This window comes from Paenibacillus polygoni (assembly GCF_030263935.1).
Taxonomy (GTDB): domain Bacteria; phylum Bacillota; class Bacilli; order Paenibacillales; family Paenibacillaceae; genus Paenibacillus; species Paenibacillus polygoni.
Map to the genome: position 1 here is coordinate 3,266,299 of NZ_CP127162.1, position 16,713 is coordinate 3,283,011.

Consider the following 16,713-nt stretch of genomic DNA (forward strand, 5'->3'; position numbering starts at 1 on the left):
AGGTGATTTTTTTAGTATATTGTAGGTGATTATAATTCAATAAATTTACTTTTGAATAAAAAGTATTTTATAGTGCTCCCTTTTATTCGAGATATCGAGTCTATCTTCAACAATCTCCATTCTATGTACACTAACATTCTCTTTTATAATAAAACATCGTATTGGAAATAAGCACTACTAAAATAAAATTCTTCGTTTTGGCTTTAACGAACCCTGTGGTAATCTGGCTCTCACTTCTAATTCTAAACTTTTCCATGATTCGACTGTACATCCAACCTTCTTCTACTCGCAAACAGACAGCCTCTATCTTCTTTTCTTCACTATATCGAATAAAATTTCAACCTTTCTTTGCTGGCATAACAAAAATCCCCTTCGGTTCTCCAGTGTTTGAGTTCATTGTAACATGTTCTCATTTTCCACTGTCTACCATGAGGGGATAATACCATTAAGTCATTTTATCATTTCATTTTTTCTTTGTATGCCTCAATAAGGAACACGATATTCGTTGCACATAAATGTAAGGCATAAGCGACTAGGTATCTTGGAATTTTGACGCTTTTTTCACCTTGACCGTGTCCGGTATTCTGGTTCCTAATTGTTGCAAGTCCTTCTAACGTCGTCTTTAACGAATTGAGCTGAGTTTGAAGATTAGAAGGGATAAGTTCCTTTTCAAACAACCCAGAAATTAAAGGACTTGCTGTTTGTTTTGATGGCAAGTTCCATCCTTTTTTTATAAAAATAGTTTTCATGGTGCTTTCAAATGCCTTCAATGCTTCAGTCACAGATTCTTTATCATTACCCTTTTTGAAATGTTGGTGAGCCTTCATAAACTCCTCTGAAGCTCCTTCAAATCCTTCTCCAAAAAGTAGGTTGACAGCAGGTTCAACAGCCTCATGATAAATATATTCAGAATCTACACGAACTATATTCTGATTAATATACTGATAACCAAGGCCATGTTCCTGGAACCTTTTATTGAGTTCCTCAATTGCGTCCTCTGGACTTTGAATTATTTCTTTATTTACCCAATTTCTGTGGTCATCCCTTACAACTATGTCTATCACTCTGAAAGATATTTCAATGATATCAAGAACTCTTTCAACTGAGTCTTCGTCTAGTAGAAAATTAAAACAATAATCGCGTGAATTATGTCCTTTTGTACTTAAAGAAAAAACCCCGTACTCCTTACATAATACTTTGTGAATAAAATCCCAAGTTTCATTTGAAGCTTCATTTTGGTAATAAGCACCTTTTGCATATTTACCAATCGCGTCTCGTAAAATATGAATTATTTGTACCCTCAACGTGTGAGGTAGTTCGTCATGCTTAAATATAGCCTGTTGATTTTCTTTATTTCTTTTAGAGAAGATATTAAAAATCCCCAATGTTATAAACTGTACCCTACAGAGTAGACACTTTGAAAAAAGTCTATCCTGTGGGGTACTTTTGTTTATAATAAGAAAAAAACATCGGAGCGAATAAAGATGACCAAACGATTATTTACGGAAAAAGAACAAGCCCAACTAAAGCGTAATCCTCATGTCCGATCTGTTAGCAACAAAGCGATTACATATACAGATGAGTTTAAACGACTATTTATTAATGAAAATAAGAAAGGAAAGTTACCCAGAACTATTTTTGAAGAAGCTGGCTTAGACGCTGAGCTAATCGGCATAAAACGCATCCATTCTGCTGGAAAGCGTTGGCGTGGAGCTTATCGTGAACATGGAGATGAAGGTCTACAGGATACAAGAAAAACAAACTCTGGTCGCCCCTTAGAGCGAGAATTAAGTTTAGAAGAAAAGGTTTTACGACTAGAAGCAAAAAATCGATTATTACAGGCTGAGAATGAACTTTTAAAAAAGCTCGATCTACTCGAAAGGCAGATGTTGAAGAAGAAATTAAACTCGTAACAAAACAGAAGTTTGAATTAATTCGTCAGACCATTGAAAAATATCAGCTAAATCGCTTGGTACACTATTTGTGTGAAACGATCGGTGTGTCTCGTTCTGGCTACTATAATTATTTCCACGAAAAATCAGTACGAAAGCGTACAGTACGCAATATAGCAGATGAAAAAGTAAGAGATATCATTTTAAAAGCCTATCATTTCCGTCGAAGAAAGAAAGGTGCTCGTCAAATTAAAATGACATTAAAAAATCAATATCATATCATTTACAACTTAAAACGAATTCGTCGCATCATGAAGAAGTTCAATATATTTTGTCCGATCCGAAAAGCGAATCCTTATCGTCGGATGGCGAAAGCGACGCACGAACACCGTACATGTCCAAACCTCTTGCAGCGCCAGTTTAAACAAGGTGTAGCAGGCAAGGTATTATTAACGGACATCACTTACTTATCCTACGCTCACGGTAAACGTGCGTATTTGTCGACGATAAAAGATGCCGAAACGAATGAGATTTTAGCCTATGAAATATCTGATAAGATCACTCTAGATATTGCTTTAAATACGCTACGCCAATTAAAACGCAATCATTCGCACTTTGCGAAAGATGCATTTATTCATTCAGATCAAGGATTCCACTACACAAATCCCCAGTTTCAAAAGTTGGTAAAGAAAATGAAATTAGGACAATCTATGTCACGCCGGGGAAACTGTTGGGATAATGCACCACAAGAATCTTTCTTTGGACATTTAAAAGATGAGATCGATTTAAAGACCTGTGAGACCTTACACGATGTGAAACGTGAAGTGAGAAGTTATATGCTCTATTACAATCATTATCGTGGACAGTGGAACCTAAAGAAGATGCCGCCTGCAAAATACAGACAGCATCTCCTTCAAGTGGCTTAGCTTTTTTTAAAGTGTCCTTTACAAAGGGTACAGTTTATTAGTCTCATCACCTTTTTTTATGAAATTATACCACTCATTCATATTTTATAACCAGATATTAAATAACCCAACAAGCAACTAAACATTTCACTTATGTGGTGACTTTCTAGTAACAAATTTTTATATTTAATATTTCTCATTTCACTGCTTCAATTACTAATTTTACGGAGATAGCAGTGTCAATACCTTTGAACTTCATTACGCTGCGGGAGCACCACTCGGGGACTTTCAAAATATCATTGTCTTTTAAATCTTTAAGCCATATCAACACTCCAACTCCATCCCGTACTTAGAATTCGGCTTATCTATTGGCTATTTTGGTATGTATGTTTCTCTTTCCCATCCCTCATAATTAAAATTCTTTCATGACTCTACTTCTCTTCCCATGCTATGTAATTATCATTTTCCATTTGTATTTGTTCTTATATCAATGACAAAAAAAGTGTAAAACTCAATAAGCTCACTAATAAAAAAACAGCAGTGACCTAGTGCAAATTAAAATATACTAGTTACTACTGGTTATTATCACTTGATCCGAACTTACTACGAACAACTAGAAAACTGTTAAATGATTGTTTAAAATACCGAATTTTCGTTAACCATATAAAACCCAAATATCTCTTTTTGAGGCGCTCTTTGTACAAGTTCTTCTTTGTTCTTTTATAGCTATATTTAAATGTTTCAAAATTAGCTGTTGTATAGGTAATAACCAATTCAAGATTCGTCGAGAAGGTGGACTTGCTACAATAAACTGTTTGTGGCAGATATAATGTGGTTTTGTGCTCCCACACCGGCATAATAAACATCTCATCAACTTTTTCACCCTCCTTACTACCATAGACAGTTCTGATTTTTACATTAATTACATTATTTTCAGTTACATTCTTCAAAACTAAAAATTGAAGAGGTGATCTAGTTCTTGCTCCTTTATAAAAATCTAAAGCTTCGTTCGTTATGTTTTTTCCGTTAGAACCTAGAAGTATTCTTCCATTACCATGATTCTCACTAACTTTATTCTCAAAAGGGTAATCAAATGTGTATTCTGCGTAATCAAGTATCACTCTTTTGGGTATATTCATTGCTTTCCGTTCTTTGAATGATGTAAACAATGAAGTAAGAATAAATGTAAGCACTGCCGTGATAAGTGGAACGACCACAGTCATATACTGAATAGTAGTGGGCACTGCATTTGTTGTAAGTGTATTCAAATAATTAACCTCGCTTTTTTATGATCTCATTAAGGATGAGAGAGTCTGAAATGATATGTAATATATTCTGCTTTGATAAAATCAATATAACAGTATTAGATTATATTGTAAATTCGAGGGTGAAAAGCGAAGTTTGGATTGAGAAAACCATGTTATAGGAAGCATATCAGCGCAAGAATAAGCATAAAAGTCAGCTAATACATAGCCTACAGCTGTAAATGCCAAAGGAGATGGGATCAATCACTAACTCCATAACAAGATTTATAACAAGACTACATTGGATATATTTAAGCTGATAAAAAGGTATTCCGTTAAAGCTAATGAATTGAATTTATTTTTATGTAGAGATGGTGGCAGTTTTTTGCCGAAATCAACCTTGCCTCATGCATTTTCGAGAATATTTAATAAAGCTGAATTACCAAGTATACCTACCCATTGATTAAGGCATACTCACGCTTTATTACTTTTACAAACAGGTGTTGAGAAGAACGACTTGGCCATGGAAGTATCAGTATCACTTCAGATATCTATGCTTACGTATCAAAGAAAAAAATAGAAAAAGACCCAACTGAAAAGTATGAGAAATACACAAACTTTGTGGGTGTTTCTGGGGTGACCCCCACAATTAACTTCCCCATTGTCCTCTCCCCGAAAAAGAAAAACCCTTGGCGCTAAGTGGTCAAGACCCCATTTTGTAGACATTGAAAAAAGACCCTAGGCGGTAAACTGGCGTCGGTACTCTACCGGCGTCAGTTTTTTTAGTTTCCGTTGTGGCCGCCTTCGGTTATAAAAACGGATGTATTTCTCCATTCGCCTTTGTGCCTCTGCAAGATTTCGTATATCATAAGGGTAGAGTCCTTCCGTTTTGAGATGCGAGAAGAAACTCTCCATAGAGGCGTTGTCTAGGCAATTGCCTCGGCGAGACATGCTGATTTGGGCGCCAACCTTTGGCAGCATGTCGTGGTAAGCATGGGACGTGTACTGGAACCCTTGGTCGCTGTGAACGACTAGTCCGGTCACGTCTTTTTGCTTGGAAAAGGCTTTTGCGAACGTTTGAAGTACCAGCTCATTATCATTACGCTCACTAAGTTGGTAGGCTACAATCTCGTTATTAAATAGATCTTTCACTGCCGAGAGATACAACCAGCGCTCGCCTACTCGGTATTGGGTCACATCCGTCACCCATTTCTGGTTTGGTTTTTCAGCCGTGAAATTACGCTTAAGCAGATTATCAGCAACACGCTCGGCTGCCTGGTATGTCGCGTTAAATCGACGTTTCCGGCGAATACTGGCTTGAAGACCCATGTTTTGCATCAGGCGTAGTACCTTCTTGTGGTTCATCCATACACCTTCATCCTGCCACAAGAATAGCTGGATCTGTCGGTAGCCATATTTCCCTTCATAGCGTTTGTACACCGTACGGATGAGTTGTTTAGCCTCGGCATCTCGGTCGTTCTTCTTCCGCTTTACATATGCATAGTAGCCGCTTCTAGAGACACCAAGAAGTTGGCAATGTTCTGCTATTTGGCCGGTGGTCGCCGTTTGTTCGATGAGCCTGAAGCTTTGCTCTTTCCCTCCTGCATCCAGATTTTCAAATACTTTTTTAGTGTGGCATTCTCCCGTTTCAGCTGCTGGACATATCGCTCCTGATCTAAATACTCTTTTCGTCTTCCTCGTTGATCCAACAAACCAAACTCACCTTGTTCACGGTATTTACGCATCCAACGTTTCATTCGGCCCTGATCTTGAATTCCTAAATGATCGTTGATTTGCCGATACGTCCATTTTTCCTCTACGTGCAAACGGATTGCCTCCATCTTGAGTTCCTCAGAATATGTCTTAAACTTTTGACCTTTCATTGCCATAAAAAATACACCCCCTAGAATTTCATCGGTTAACCCAGGGGTTTTTCCAATGTCTATTCTAAGGGGTGCACTTCACTAAGAGCGCCAAGGGTTACATATTCTAGTACAGCGTCAAATATTGATCGAGTTCCCATTGATGTACTTGAGTTCTATGTATAACCCAAGACATCAATGGAATTTTTTCTCTGTCATTATATCTGTATTTATTTGCACAGTAACATTTTACCTCTCAAATCTTTTTATAGTATTTCAGTTTTTTGTGGGTGATTTTGGGGTGAATTTGTGGGTGATTCTAAATTTGTTTGATCTACTTTCTTTTTAATCTTACCATAGTGTAATAGTGAAGCGCATAAGCTAAGAAGAGAAAGTCCGCTTAATATATGTGCAGATAAAAATATATCTGTTTTTCCGTGAAGTGCTTCAATAAATTCTTGCAATTGAAATGGAAATATTTTAACAAAAAATGCTAAAACAAAGGCAAAAATTGCCGTTAAATACAAAATTCCTTTAACCAAATATAGTAGAATTCGGTTTTTTCCCTGAATAGTGAATCCAGTGTATACAGTAGCAATAATAGTCGCTATTCCACCAAATCTATTAATAAAAGATTCCCACTGCATTAAGCCAGAATTTCCTCCGGTCAATGTTAATTCTATCCCATACCAAACTACAATTATCGCAAAAATAAATAATAACCAAAGAAACAAATTTATGAATTTCGCCTGATTAGTTCCCATAAAATCCACCTTTAAGTGAGATAAATGCACACTATACACTTAATTGTTCTTTCGAACCGGAATAATTCCTAATGTGTAATCATAATAACTATTTGTTTTTCAGCTGATTAGGCAATTCCTAATTTTGGTTCCTCAAACGGATCGTAATATATCTCGTAGTAATAATTGGTTTTATCACTAATGCTCGATATGTACTTTGAAAGTCTCTTATTTCTATGTACTCAAATTTGGCTTCCTCCACAGTGTATCCCTCAGTTAAACCAGTATTTTTATAAGTATCTGCGTCTTTATCATTTTTGCAGTTAATTCTTATAATAGATGGTTTGCCAATTAAGAATTCAATAGAAACATTCTTAATTGGTATGTTTTGCGTCTCATCATTTATAACTATATGTGCGGTGAACTCAGCAGTATCTACGGCATTAAATGCTTTGCGAATTGCAGTTTCACTCTTTTTTATTGCTGCATCGCTTATTACTTTCTTTGATACTTTCATTCTTTTCACATCCTACTGAATAAATTATTTATACAAGAACCTTATTTGTTGTAAAAAGCACCACGATATACGGGTAAATCTCTCCTCTTATCAGACTATTCATAGAAGTATAATATCAATTTCCACAGTTCCAAAAATATAAACGGTCAAGTCATTTCTTTTCTTTCTTCCATTCTCCATTTATAAAAAACCTATTTATTACTATGTTTGCCGCATAACCTAAAATAATCAGATCAATAATTTTAGCAGTAGTCATATGAAAGAATTGTACAATTTTTAAATGACTCTCTTGCATAACAGCCGAAGCCATATCACTGTAAAATCCAATGCTTGGAGCAGGGAGAGAAACATGCAAGCAAAACGAATAAAAAAAGGACTGCGTAAAAATGTTTATGGTACTAACAAAATTTTCTTCAATAAACTCTAATCTAAACTGTACAGCTTGATCGCTTGTGGAAAAGAAAAGATACGCAATAGAAAAAGTAACATCAGCAATAAGAAATGCAAGTAATATTACAACAAAATAAAAATTTGGTTGCGATTTTTTATATTTGAGATATTATTGCGCAAATAAAAAATGTAAATATACTTACCAACCGTATATCAGAGTCATTTATCAAATCAACAATTACAGAATCTTGTTTTGTAGTGAGTCGAGATACTAAATTAGCAGTTACAAACCACGCTAAAAAGACTGTAAATATCCATCCTACATATTTTATAGAAAGAGAAAGCATTCTGAAAAAAAAGTTCAAATCTGCTATTTGTTCAAATTCTTCAACTGACTCTAATTCAGGCCAACCATATTTAAAAATAATAAGTAAGCAATTTATAAGCAAAACAATTGCAAAAACAAACCACCAAATATCTATATATAAGGGTGCGGTAATAAGAATTAAAAAAAAGACTATATGAATCTAAACTGTACCCTACAGAGTAGACACTTTGAAAAAAGTCTATCCTGTGGGGTACTTTTGTTTATAATAAGAAAAAAACATCGGAGCGAATAAAGATGACCAAACGATTATTTACGGAAAAAGAACAAGCCCAACTAAAGCGTAATCCTCATGTCCGATCTGTTAGCAACAAAGCGATTACATATACAGATGAGTTTAAACGACTATTTATTAATGAAAATAAGAAAGGAAAGTTACCCAGAACTATTTTTGAAGAAGCTGGCTTAGACGCTGAGCTAATCGGCATAAAACGCATCCATTCTGCTGGAAAGCGTTGGCGTGGAGCTTATCGTGAACATGGAGATGAAGGTCTACAGGATACAAGAAAAACAAACTCTGGTCGCCCCTTAGAGCGAGAATTAAGTTTAGAAGAAAAGGTTTTACGACTAGAAGCAAAAAATCGATTATTACAGGCTGAGAATGAACTTTTAAAAAAGCTCGATCTACTCGAAAGGCAGATGTTGAAGAAGAAATTAAACTCGTAACAAAACAGAAGTTTGAATTAATTCGTCAGACCATTGAAAAATATCAGCTAAATCGCTTGGTACACTATTTGTGTGAAACGATCGGTGTGTCTCGTTCTGGCTACTATAATTATTTCCACGAAAAATCAGTACGAAAGCGTACAGTACGCAATATAGCAGATGAAAAAGTAAGAGATATCATTTTAAAAGCCTATCATTTCCGTCGAAGAAAGAAAGGTGCTCGTCAAATTAAAATGACATTAAAAAATCAATATCATATCATTTACAACTTAAAACGAATTCGTCGCATCATGAAGAAGTTCAATATATTTTGTCCGATCCGAAAAGCGAATCCTTATCGTCGGATGGCGAAAGCGACGCACGAACACCGTACATGTCCAAACCTCTTGCAGCGCCAGTTTAAACAAGGTGTAGCAGGCAAGGTATTATTAACGGACATCACTTACTTATCCTACGCTCACGGTAAACGTGCGTATTTGTCGACGATAAAAGATGCCGAAACGAATGAGATTTTAGCCTATGAAATATCTGATAAGATCACTCTAGATATTGCTTTAAATACGCTACGCCAATTAAAACGCAATCATTCGCACTTTGCGAAAGATGCATTTATTCATTCAGATCAAGGATTCCACTACACAAATCCCCAGTTTCAAAAGTTGGTAAAGAAAATGAAATTAGGACAATCTATGTCACGCCGGGGAAACTGTTGGGATAATGCACCACAAGAATCTTTCTTTGGACATTTAAAAGATGAGATCGATTTAAAGACCTGTGAGACCTTACACGATGTGAAACGTGAAGTGAGAAGTTATATGCTCTATTACAATCATTATCGTGGACAGTGGAACCTAAAGAAGATGCCGCCTGCAAAATACAGACAGCATCTCCTTCAAGTGGCTTAGCTTTTTTTAAAGTGTCCTTTACAAAGGGTACAGTTTAATCCACTTTTGTCTTAAAGTTCTATTTTTTAAAGTATGAATGTATACTGCATAGTTAACAAGAAAAGCATAAATAATAACTAGTTTTCCTATCGAAGATTCCTCAAAGAAAAATAAAAGCAGTGATAAAATCAACGAAAAATAGAAACCATTCGTTATAATATCAATTATTTTAGAAAGTTTATCTTTAAATATCTGATAAAATGAAAAAGTTACCACTCGCCTTACTCTTACTCTGTATAACTTTTTTCCTTCTTTTGTTATTCCAATGAAAACTTTGTGCTCAGACATAAGTATCCTCATATAAAATATTGTGTATGTTATATTTTTAGTTTAGTGTAGATAAAAAGTTTAAAACCCAGTATTCAAATTATCAATAAGTTCATTTTAACATAATTATAAAAATCATATCAGTCATATTAACTCTAAATCAAGTCAACTTCTCTAAAATGATTAGCTACTTCATAGTTTGTAAACCCACTTAAAGCTTTCACGCTAAATTCTTATTATAAAGTTCTTTGAACTTGTGTTCTATTTATAACCCTCTACATCATAACGATTCAAGTCGTTTTAACGTATATTATAGGAAGAGATTTTTCTTAAAGATCACACTTTGTTCTGTATCGGGGGCAAATGGGGGGCGTTTTGGGGGCGCCTCCCTCAACTAATTATCTTACAGACGTGCAGCGATAATATCAGTAATCTTTATCCATTCCCATTCATCCGCTGCAATAGATAATTTGATATCTCGGGTATACCTATTAATAGTAGTTACAATTCCTGTTATGTGCCTGTCTTCATTGGTATCAAACAGAGCTAGATCCACTTTACAATGCTGATTAAATGATTCAAGCAGAGCACCTTCAATTAATTGCATTTCTTGATCATCAAGAACAGGTTTACGGCGTTCGCAGTACTTTAACTGATCTTGTCTTTGAATCCAAGCCTCTTTATGCTCCGGGAGTACAATTCGAGAACCTTCGAATATTCCGTAACCTGTAGTTTCTTAGCCATATTCAATACTCAGTCCAATACTTAGAATTCGGCTTCACTGTCGACTGCTTTGGCGTGTCTGTTTCTCTTTCCCATCCTTCGGTAATCAAGATCCGTTCCAGACTCGACTTATCTTCCCAAACTATGTAACTCTCTTTCTCCAGAAGCAGCAGAGCCTCTTTTATACGTTGCTTACTCAGTCCTGTCTTGATCTCCAGTTCATGAATATTCGGCATCCGACTGCGCTGGCTAGTATAGTTGTGCAAAATTCCAAGGACTTTTCTTTCGTAGTCAGGTAACATTGTCATCACTCCCACAAGAACATATGTTTGTGTATTATTCCCAAACATACGTTCTTATATCAATAACAAATAAAGGCAACAGTTTGTTTAGGATAAATAAAAAAAAGCGTAAAGGCGATTTCCATTTTACGCTTTTTCTAAATCATATGATTGACTGAGACTGAAGCCACTGTTCAATATTATGTCTCATTCTTTCCCATTGATGAAGTACTAATATAGAAAACTTTGATTTGCTATGCTGTATCAATTTTTGTATTGAATCGTATTTAGTTTTGTTAGTCGTTAGAATAGAGCATAGATAATCGGTAATTGGTTCTCTTTTGTGCTTACAACTTTCTTCTGTCCATATCCAAAAGAGAATATCCGATAACACATCGATTACGAACTCTGTGTTAAATTCTTTAATTTCCAGATAATCGAAAACCAAAGCAGTTTCATTATCTATATTATAATTATTCTTCGATAGATAATGAATAAATACATCACTTTTGACTGGGATCAATGTATAACCCATTATCATTAAATCACCTAATAGCTCGCACTGTCTTGCTTTATCAATTTTCCCTTTATCGAGTAGAGCAAATATAAAATCGATGATTGTAAAACAATCAACTTTATAATTATCTCTAGCGTGCTTGACGACAAGGAAGCTATCGGTCAGCATACGTAAATTATTTTGTTTACTGATTTTAATTGGATTATTTATAAATCCGATTTCATCCTTTCTAACTTCTGGGTCGTTGGTTATAGCATCCCCGACTAAGTTGCAATTTTCTTTAATCCACTTGATCATATCCTCATGGCGTTTTACTACATATTCTACTTCTAATGAAGAAAACTCTTCGACTAAAATTTTCCCGTCTTTAAATCCCATCGTTTTAAGGCCTTCATCACTAACTAATTTAATGTCGTTATATTCCTGGAGGGCTAACATAAATTGATCATAATGAACAAACAAATTAAAGTTTTCTTTTATTATCTCCAGTAGATTTAGATTATTTAGTGCGAATAGAACTGTTATATCACACAAAACATCCTTAGATTCTGTAGCCAGATTTCTACCCAGATCTAAATCAATAAACATGCCAGATGAAGCCCAGATGTGTAGACCTCTCTCATTTATAACATTAGACCACGTCCTAAACGGTCCTCTCTGTAATTGATTTACGAGAACACTTATAGGCAGTCTATTATTCTCATACATGTTCATGGTTTGTAAATGAGACTGCGATAAAAGTTTCAGTTCTTCAATAAAACTCTCTGAAATATTATCGTCCTCTATTATATCAAACTTTTTGAATAACGGAGCTGCATCGGGAAATTGTATTTCGAATTGTTCAAACATCATTTGGTACTCGCTCAGCCATTTATTATCTGGATCTTTTACAAATTGCAGTAGTTGAGACATTTGACCAAAATAGAAATGCCACGTCTCCGGTTCTTCTTTTCCCGCTATAAATGCATGATATGCATGTTCCATAGATTTTCGGTGCTCTAGTGCATTCATGTATGCGATACTCAGTAAATAAAAATCCTCTTTCTTACCACTCCTCATTACCCTAGTTTCAACAGTACCTAGAACCTCTAACGCTTCTTCAGTTTCACCTAAGCGTAATAAGCAATTTGCATATCCTAGATGATAGCCTAAAGCATCTGTCTGTCTGTAAAGTGATAGATAATTTTTTTTGGCAGTATCATACCATCCTAAATTAAAGTATATATTTGTAATTATCTCAAGGAAGTAAGAGTTTATGTGGGATAGCCGAGTACTTAATGTGATGATTTTTTCATAGGATTCTATCTCGTATAATGCTTTCACATATCGATTAATTAAAAACTCAAATTCCATCCAATTTGGTATAGACTCTATGAGATTAATTAATTTCACATAATCTTCTCTCTCACATCTATTTAAGTAAGCTAGGGTCAATTGAACTTTTGCATCAATTAATTCATTACCTTCTAAAACTTCAACACAAGATTCAAAATGATCAATTGCTTTGGACCAATTGTGTAGTTTCCCCTCATAATACCCTTTTACCATGTTTAAATGTGAGGTATCAGATGTCGTATTTTCGAGGGTAATAATCAAAGTTCTAACGTCATTGTGTTTCAAATCAAGCAATAAGGCATCAATATACGTAATAAAATACTCATAATCTAATTTTTCTTCAGTTAGAAATAAGTTTCTTTTATCCTGGACTAAATCTGTAGCTTTTTCGGTTTCACCAATCTCAATATAAGATCTTGCTAAATCAATAATATAAGCCTTATTAGTGCTTCCACTATCTAATACTTCAGTAAGAAGTTCTATGACTCTAATCCAATCTGCATTACACATACAGACCGCAATTAAATTTTTTAAGTGCAGTTCATTCATTGAGACGCGGTAAATATCCTCATACAATACTCTTGCTTCTGAGAAACGTTTATTCCTGAATAATAATGCAGCTTGCAATTCTTTTACTCTATTTGTGATTAGTATATTCTCTATATCTCTCTTTAAAATTTCATTTAGTAATGACATTACATTATCTAGTACAAATTTAGGGTCAAGTTTTTCATGCTCTAAATTGCTTTCTTCCATTTTTAATATCATGGATTCCGCTTTAATTATTGACCAATCAATACTACTGGGTTCTTCTACTAAATGTTTCTCAGCAAGTCTGATTGCTTCATCGTAATTTTGAGTTCTTTGTAATACATTCGCTTTAAGCTTTACTAAACTAACTTCTTGATGTTCATCTATTATGCGCAAAGCTTCATCATATTCCTTTTGCATAAGGTGTATATTGATTAGGAGTTCTAAGTTTTTTTTAGTATTACCCTCTACCTCTATCGCTTCATTGATTTTCTTTAGTGCATCATCAAAACGCTCCTCAAAAAGCTCAATTAACGCTGTTAATCTATTTTTTAATGCATTATCATCACAATTACCAACAGCTGTATATAAATGTGGGATTGCTTCCTTTTCATTGCCACTAATTATATATGAGTTAGCTATCAGGGAATGCAACCCTAAGATATCTTGACGATTTAGTCTTTGTCGGCTAAGTCTCTCTTTGGCTAATTCACGAGCAGTACTTGTTTTCCCTTGATTAATAAGTTCGTTTAAATCATCAACATTAGTTGGGGTAGTAAATTCCTTAAATATACTTTCTGTTAGCTGAATTGTCTGATTTTGTTTTTCTTCTATTCTTTCTAAGCCGTTTTCAACTTTTTGTTCCAAACGTTCAATACCATACAATATCTCCAAAAATTCTGGGTCCCAATGTATTTTCTTGTATTCTGCAGTCTCAGCTAAGATAGATTCGAAAAAAGGAACTAATCTATCTTGATACCTTGGATACGATTCCCAATAAGGCTCGAGATTTAATCTATGTTTATCAAAATCTTTAAGTGACACTCCTTCTAGTATCCAGCGAAAGACTTCGTCTCTATTTGTCTTATCTTCCAATAACTCACGAACCAATATATCAGGCAAGTCAAAAATCTCTTTTGCATCTAATACTGCAGCTTCAAATAACAATGTAGTTTTAGACGCGTAGTTATCTGCCTGCCATTTCGCTTTAATATCACGAATCGACTTTGAATTTTTTATTCTAGGCCACATAAAAGCAAAAAAACTATTACCTACACTTTTTAAAAAAGAAGCAAGTTCCATTGTTTCACCCTTCGATAGTATATTTTGTTTATAATTTCAAGGGAATTGAGCTAGTAATTTAGTATAGATATGACCTTGGAAAATATATATATCTTGATTCACAATATTTGTAAATTAGAGGTGTGGAGTGAAGTTTGGATTGAGGAAACCAAGTTACAGGAAACATATAAGTGCAAAAACAAGCATTAAAAGACAACTTATACATAGCTTAGGGCTGAAAATGCCAAAAGGGACGGGATGAATTACTAATTCCAAGAAAGCAGCCTATAACCAGATTTACAGTAAGACAACATTGATATATTCAAGATAATTAGAAAGAGAAATAAAGCCACTTCCATTAGACAGGGCTTTCAGACTGTAGACAAACAAACTTAAACTAGTTTGTCTACAGTCTGATTTATTTTACGATAGAATTAACTTTTCATATGAGGTGATAATCATTCTACAGAAACAATCATCCACTCAGCATGACCAACTCGAAATGGTTTCTCTTGATCAACTTGTGTCAGAAAATAATTTGGTTCAGGATCATTATTCGAAAATTGGACGGCCTAGCATCGATCCGATCATCTTAATTAACTCCCCCTGTTCAATACACCTTTGGTATTCTTCTATGCGAAAAACTATTGAAGAAATACAGACCTAAATGACGTATCGTTGGTTATTTGGCTATGGATTTTATGATGAAGTTCCTTATTTCTTCACTTTTGGAAAGAAACATATACTTTGTGGGTATTTCTAGGGTAACTATCCACAATCAACTTCCCCGTTGTATTCTCTCAGAAAAAGAAAAACCCTCAACGCTAAGAGCGCCAAGGGTTACAAGTTCTAGTACAGCGTCAAATATTGATCGCGTTCCCATTGATGTACTTGTGTTCTATACATATCCCACTCGATTTCTTTCAATTCATAGAAATGAGCAAGTGCGTGCTCGCCTAGTGCGTCCGTAACTACTTCACTGCGGATCAATTCATGCAGTGCTTCTTTCAGGTCAGCTGGCAAGGAAGGAATGCCTTCTTCAATACGCTCTTCTTCTGACATGATGTAGATATTACGGTCAATCGGAGCTGGTAATGCTAGTTCACGTTTGATACCGTCAAGACCAGCTTTCAGCATTACAGCAAGTGCAAGGTAAGGGTTTGCTGCTGGATCCGGGTTACGAACCTCAACACGAGTACTTAGACCGCGTGATGCTGGAATACGGATCATCGGGCTGCGGTTACTTGCTGACCATGCTACGTAACAAGGTGCTTCATATCCCGGAACCAAACGTTTGTAAGAGTTCACCGTTGGATTCGTGATCGCTGCCATTGCGCGAGCATGTTTCAGAATACCTGCCATATAATGGCGAGCTTCTTTACTCAGACCAAGTTCATCAGACTCATCATAGAATGTATTTACATTACCTTTAAATAAGGACTGGTGGCAGTGCATCCCTGATCCGTTCATACCAAATAGAGGTTTTGGCATAAAGGTTGCATGCAGACCATGCTGACGAGCAATCGTTTTTACTACGAGTTTAAAAGTTTGAATCTCATCCGCAGCTTTGACAGCTTCTTCATATTTGAAGTCGATCTCATGTTGTCCTGGAGCCACTTCATGGTGAGAAGCTTCCACTTCAAAGCCCATCTCTTCCAAAGTAAGTACGATCTCACGACGGCAGTTTTCACCAAGATCCATTGGAGCAAGGTCAAAATAACCACCTTGGTCATTGAGTTCTGTTGTCGGATTACCGTTCGCATCCGTACGGAATAAGAAGAATTCAGGTTCAGGTCCCACGTTCATGGAAGTGTAGCCCATTTCTTCCGCTTCTTTAAGTACACGTTTTAAAATACCGCGCGGGTCTCCTGCAAATGGAGTACCATCTGGCATATATACATCACAGATAAGACGTGCAACACGGTTCTCAGCAACCCAAGGGAATACAACCCAAGTGTCTAGATCCGGGTACAAGTACATATCCGATTCTTCAATACGAACATAACCTTCAATGGAAGATCCATCAAACATCATTTTATTATCCAATGCTTTTTGTAACTGGCTTACTGGAATTTCAACGTTCTTGATCGTACCGAGCAGATCAGTAAATTGCAAACGGATAAAGCGTACATTTTCTTCTTTTGCAATACGAATAATGTCCTCTTTAGTATAACTCACAAAATCCTCTCCCTTTTCTTCATATAAGTATCAGCTTCAATGAGTGCATGCA

Annotated in this window: 13 protein-coding genes; 2 read left to right on the forward strand and 11 right to left on the reverse strand. The window is 35.5% G+C overall.

All coding sequences use genetic code 11. The features are described from left to right. Window positions 1-458 precede the first annotated feature (458 nt). Window positions 459-1,385 (reverse strand): abortive infection family protein, encoded by a 927-nt coding sequence (locus QPK24_RS15640; protein ID WP_285742617.1) that lies wholly within the window; start codon window positions 1,383-1,385, stop codon window positions 459-461. A gap of 99 nt (window positions 1,386-1,484) precedes the next feature. Here QPK24_RS15640 and QPK24_RS15645 point away from each other — a divergent pair. Beyond that, a protein-coding gene (locus QPK24_RS15645) for an IS3 family transposase (RefSeq protein WP_285742314.1) occupies window positions 1,485-2,818 on the forward strand; the annotation gives its coding sequence in 2 pieces (ribosomal slippage) (window positions 1,485-1,869 and window positions 1,869-2,818; 1,335 coding nt in all). Between the two features lie 551 nt (window positions 2,819-3,369). Here the strand turns inward: QPK24_RS15645 and QPK24_RS15650 are convergent. From QPK24_RS15650 to QPK24_RS15670, 5 genes are all read right to left on the reverse strand, one after another. Continuing rightward, window positions 3,370-4,065, reverse strand: coding sequence for a hypothetical protein (locus QPK24_RS15650; RefSeq protein WP_285742619.1), 696 nt, complete (start codon window positions 4,063-4,065; stop codon window positions 3,370-3,372). Window positions 4,066-4,779: 714 nt separating this feature from the next. Beyond that, on the reverse strand, window positions 4,780-5,652 hold the full coding sequence (locus QPK24_RS15655; protein WP_306433048.1) for an IS3 family transposase: 873 nt from the start codon (window positions 5,650-5,652) through the stop codon (window positions 4,780-4,782). Further along, complete coding sequence (locus tag QPK24_RS15660) at window positions 5,586-5,930, reverse strand: helix-turn-helix domain-containing protein (RefSeq protein ID WP_285742621.1); 345 nt, start codon at window positions 5,928-5,930, stop codon at window positions 5,586-5,588. Before QPK24_RS15660 ends, QPK24_RS15655 begins: the two co-directional genes overlap by 67 nt. Window positions 5,931-6,169: 239 nt before the next feature. After that, on the reverse strand, window positions 6,170-6,667 hold the full coding sequence (locus tag QPK24_RS15665; RefSeq protein ID WP_285742623.1) for a hypothetical protein: 498 nt from the start codon (window positions 6,665-6,667) through the stop codon (window positions 6,170-6,172). A 118-nt stretch (window positions 6,668-6,785) separates the two neighbouring features. After that, entirely contained in the window at window positions 6,786-7,163 is a 378-nt protein-coding gene (locus QPK24_RS15670) for a hypothetical protein (protein WP_285742625.1), read from the reverse strand. A gap of 1,012 nt (window positions 7,164-8,175) precedes the next feature. Between QPK24_RS15670 and QPK24_RS15675 the strand changes: the two genes are divergently transcribed. Continuing rightward, window positions 8,176-9,509, forward strand: a protein-coding gene (locus tag QPK24_RS15675) for an IS3 family transposase (protein WP_285742314.1) whose coding sequence is annotated in 2 segments (ribosomal slippage) — window positions 8,176-8,560 and window positions 8,560-9,509 — 1,335 coding nt in all. Because the reading frame shifts where the segments join, the coding sequence is not laid out codon by codon here. An 18-nt stretch (window positions 9,510-9,527) separates the two neighbouring features. Here the strand turns inward: QPK24_RS15675 and QPK24_RS15680 are convergent. The 5 genes from QPK24_RS15680 to glnA form a co-directional block, all read right to left on the reverse strand. Beyond that, window positions 9,528-9,836, reverse strand: a complete 309-nt coding sequence (locus QPK24_RS15680; RefSeq protein ID WP_285742627.1) for a hypothetical protein — start codon at window positions 9,834-9,836, stop codon at window positions 9,528-9,530. Between the two features lie 382 nt (window positions 9,837-10,218). Continuing rightward, window positions 10,219-10,533, reverse strand: coding sequence for a YolD-like family protein (locus QPK24_RS15685; protein ID WP_320416927.1), 315 nt, complete (start codon window positions 10,531-10,533; stop codon window positions 10,219-10,221). 28 nt (window positions 10,534-10,561) lie between these two features. Continuing rightward, window positions 10,562-10,840, reverse strand: coding sequence for a hypothetical protein (locus QPK24_RS15690; RefSeq protein ID WP_285742629.1), 279 nt, complete (start codon window positions 10,838-10,840; stop codon window positions 10,562-10,564). Between the two features lie 142 nt (window positions 10,841-10,982). Then, window positions 10,983-14,504, reverse strand: coding sequence for a tetratricopeptide repeat protein (locus QPK24_RS15695; protein WP_285742631.1), 3,522 nt, complete (start codon window positions 14,502-14,504; stop codon window positions 10,983-10,985). 828 nt (window positions 14,505-15,332) lie between these two features. Then, a complete protein-coding gene (glnA, locus tag QPK24_RS15700; RefSeq protein ID WP_285742633.1) occupies window positions 15,333-16,661 on the reverse strand; it encodes a type I glutamate--ammonia ligase in 1,329 nt (442 codons plus the stop codon). Window positions 16,662-16,713: the final 52 nt, after the last annotated feature.

What these genes read in the sequence shown, in the direction of transcription:
- QPK24_RS15660 (WP_285742621.1), bottom strand. Translation starts at nt 5,930, where the DNA reads ATGGCAATGAAAGGTCAAAAGTTTAAGACATATTCTGAGGAACTCAAG.
- QPK24_RS15665 (WP_285742623.1), bottom strand. Translation starts at nt 6,667, where the DNA reads ATGGGAACTAATCAGGCGAAATTCATAAATTTGTTTCTTTGGTTATTA.
- QPK24_RS15670 (WP_285742625.1), bottom strand. Translation starts at nt 7,163, where the DNA reads ATGAAAGTATCAAAGAAAGTAATAAGCGATGCAGCAATAAAAAAGAGT.
- QPK24_RS15680 (WP_285742627.1), bottom strand. Translation starts at nt 9,836, where the DNA reads ATGTCTGAGCACAAAGTTTTCATTGGAATAACAAAAGAAGGAAAAAAG.
- QPK24_RS15690 (WP_285742629.1), bottom strand. Translation starts at nt 10,840, where the DNA reads ATGTTACCTGACTACGAAAGAAAAGTCCTTGGAATTTTGCACAACTAT.
- QPK24_RS15695 (WP_285742631.1), bottom strand. Translation starts at nt 14,504, where the DNA reads ATGGAACTTGCTTCTTTTTTAAAAAGTGTAGGTAATAGTTTTTTTGCT.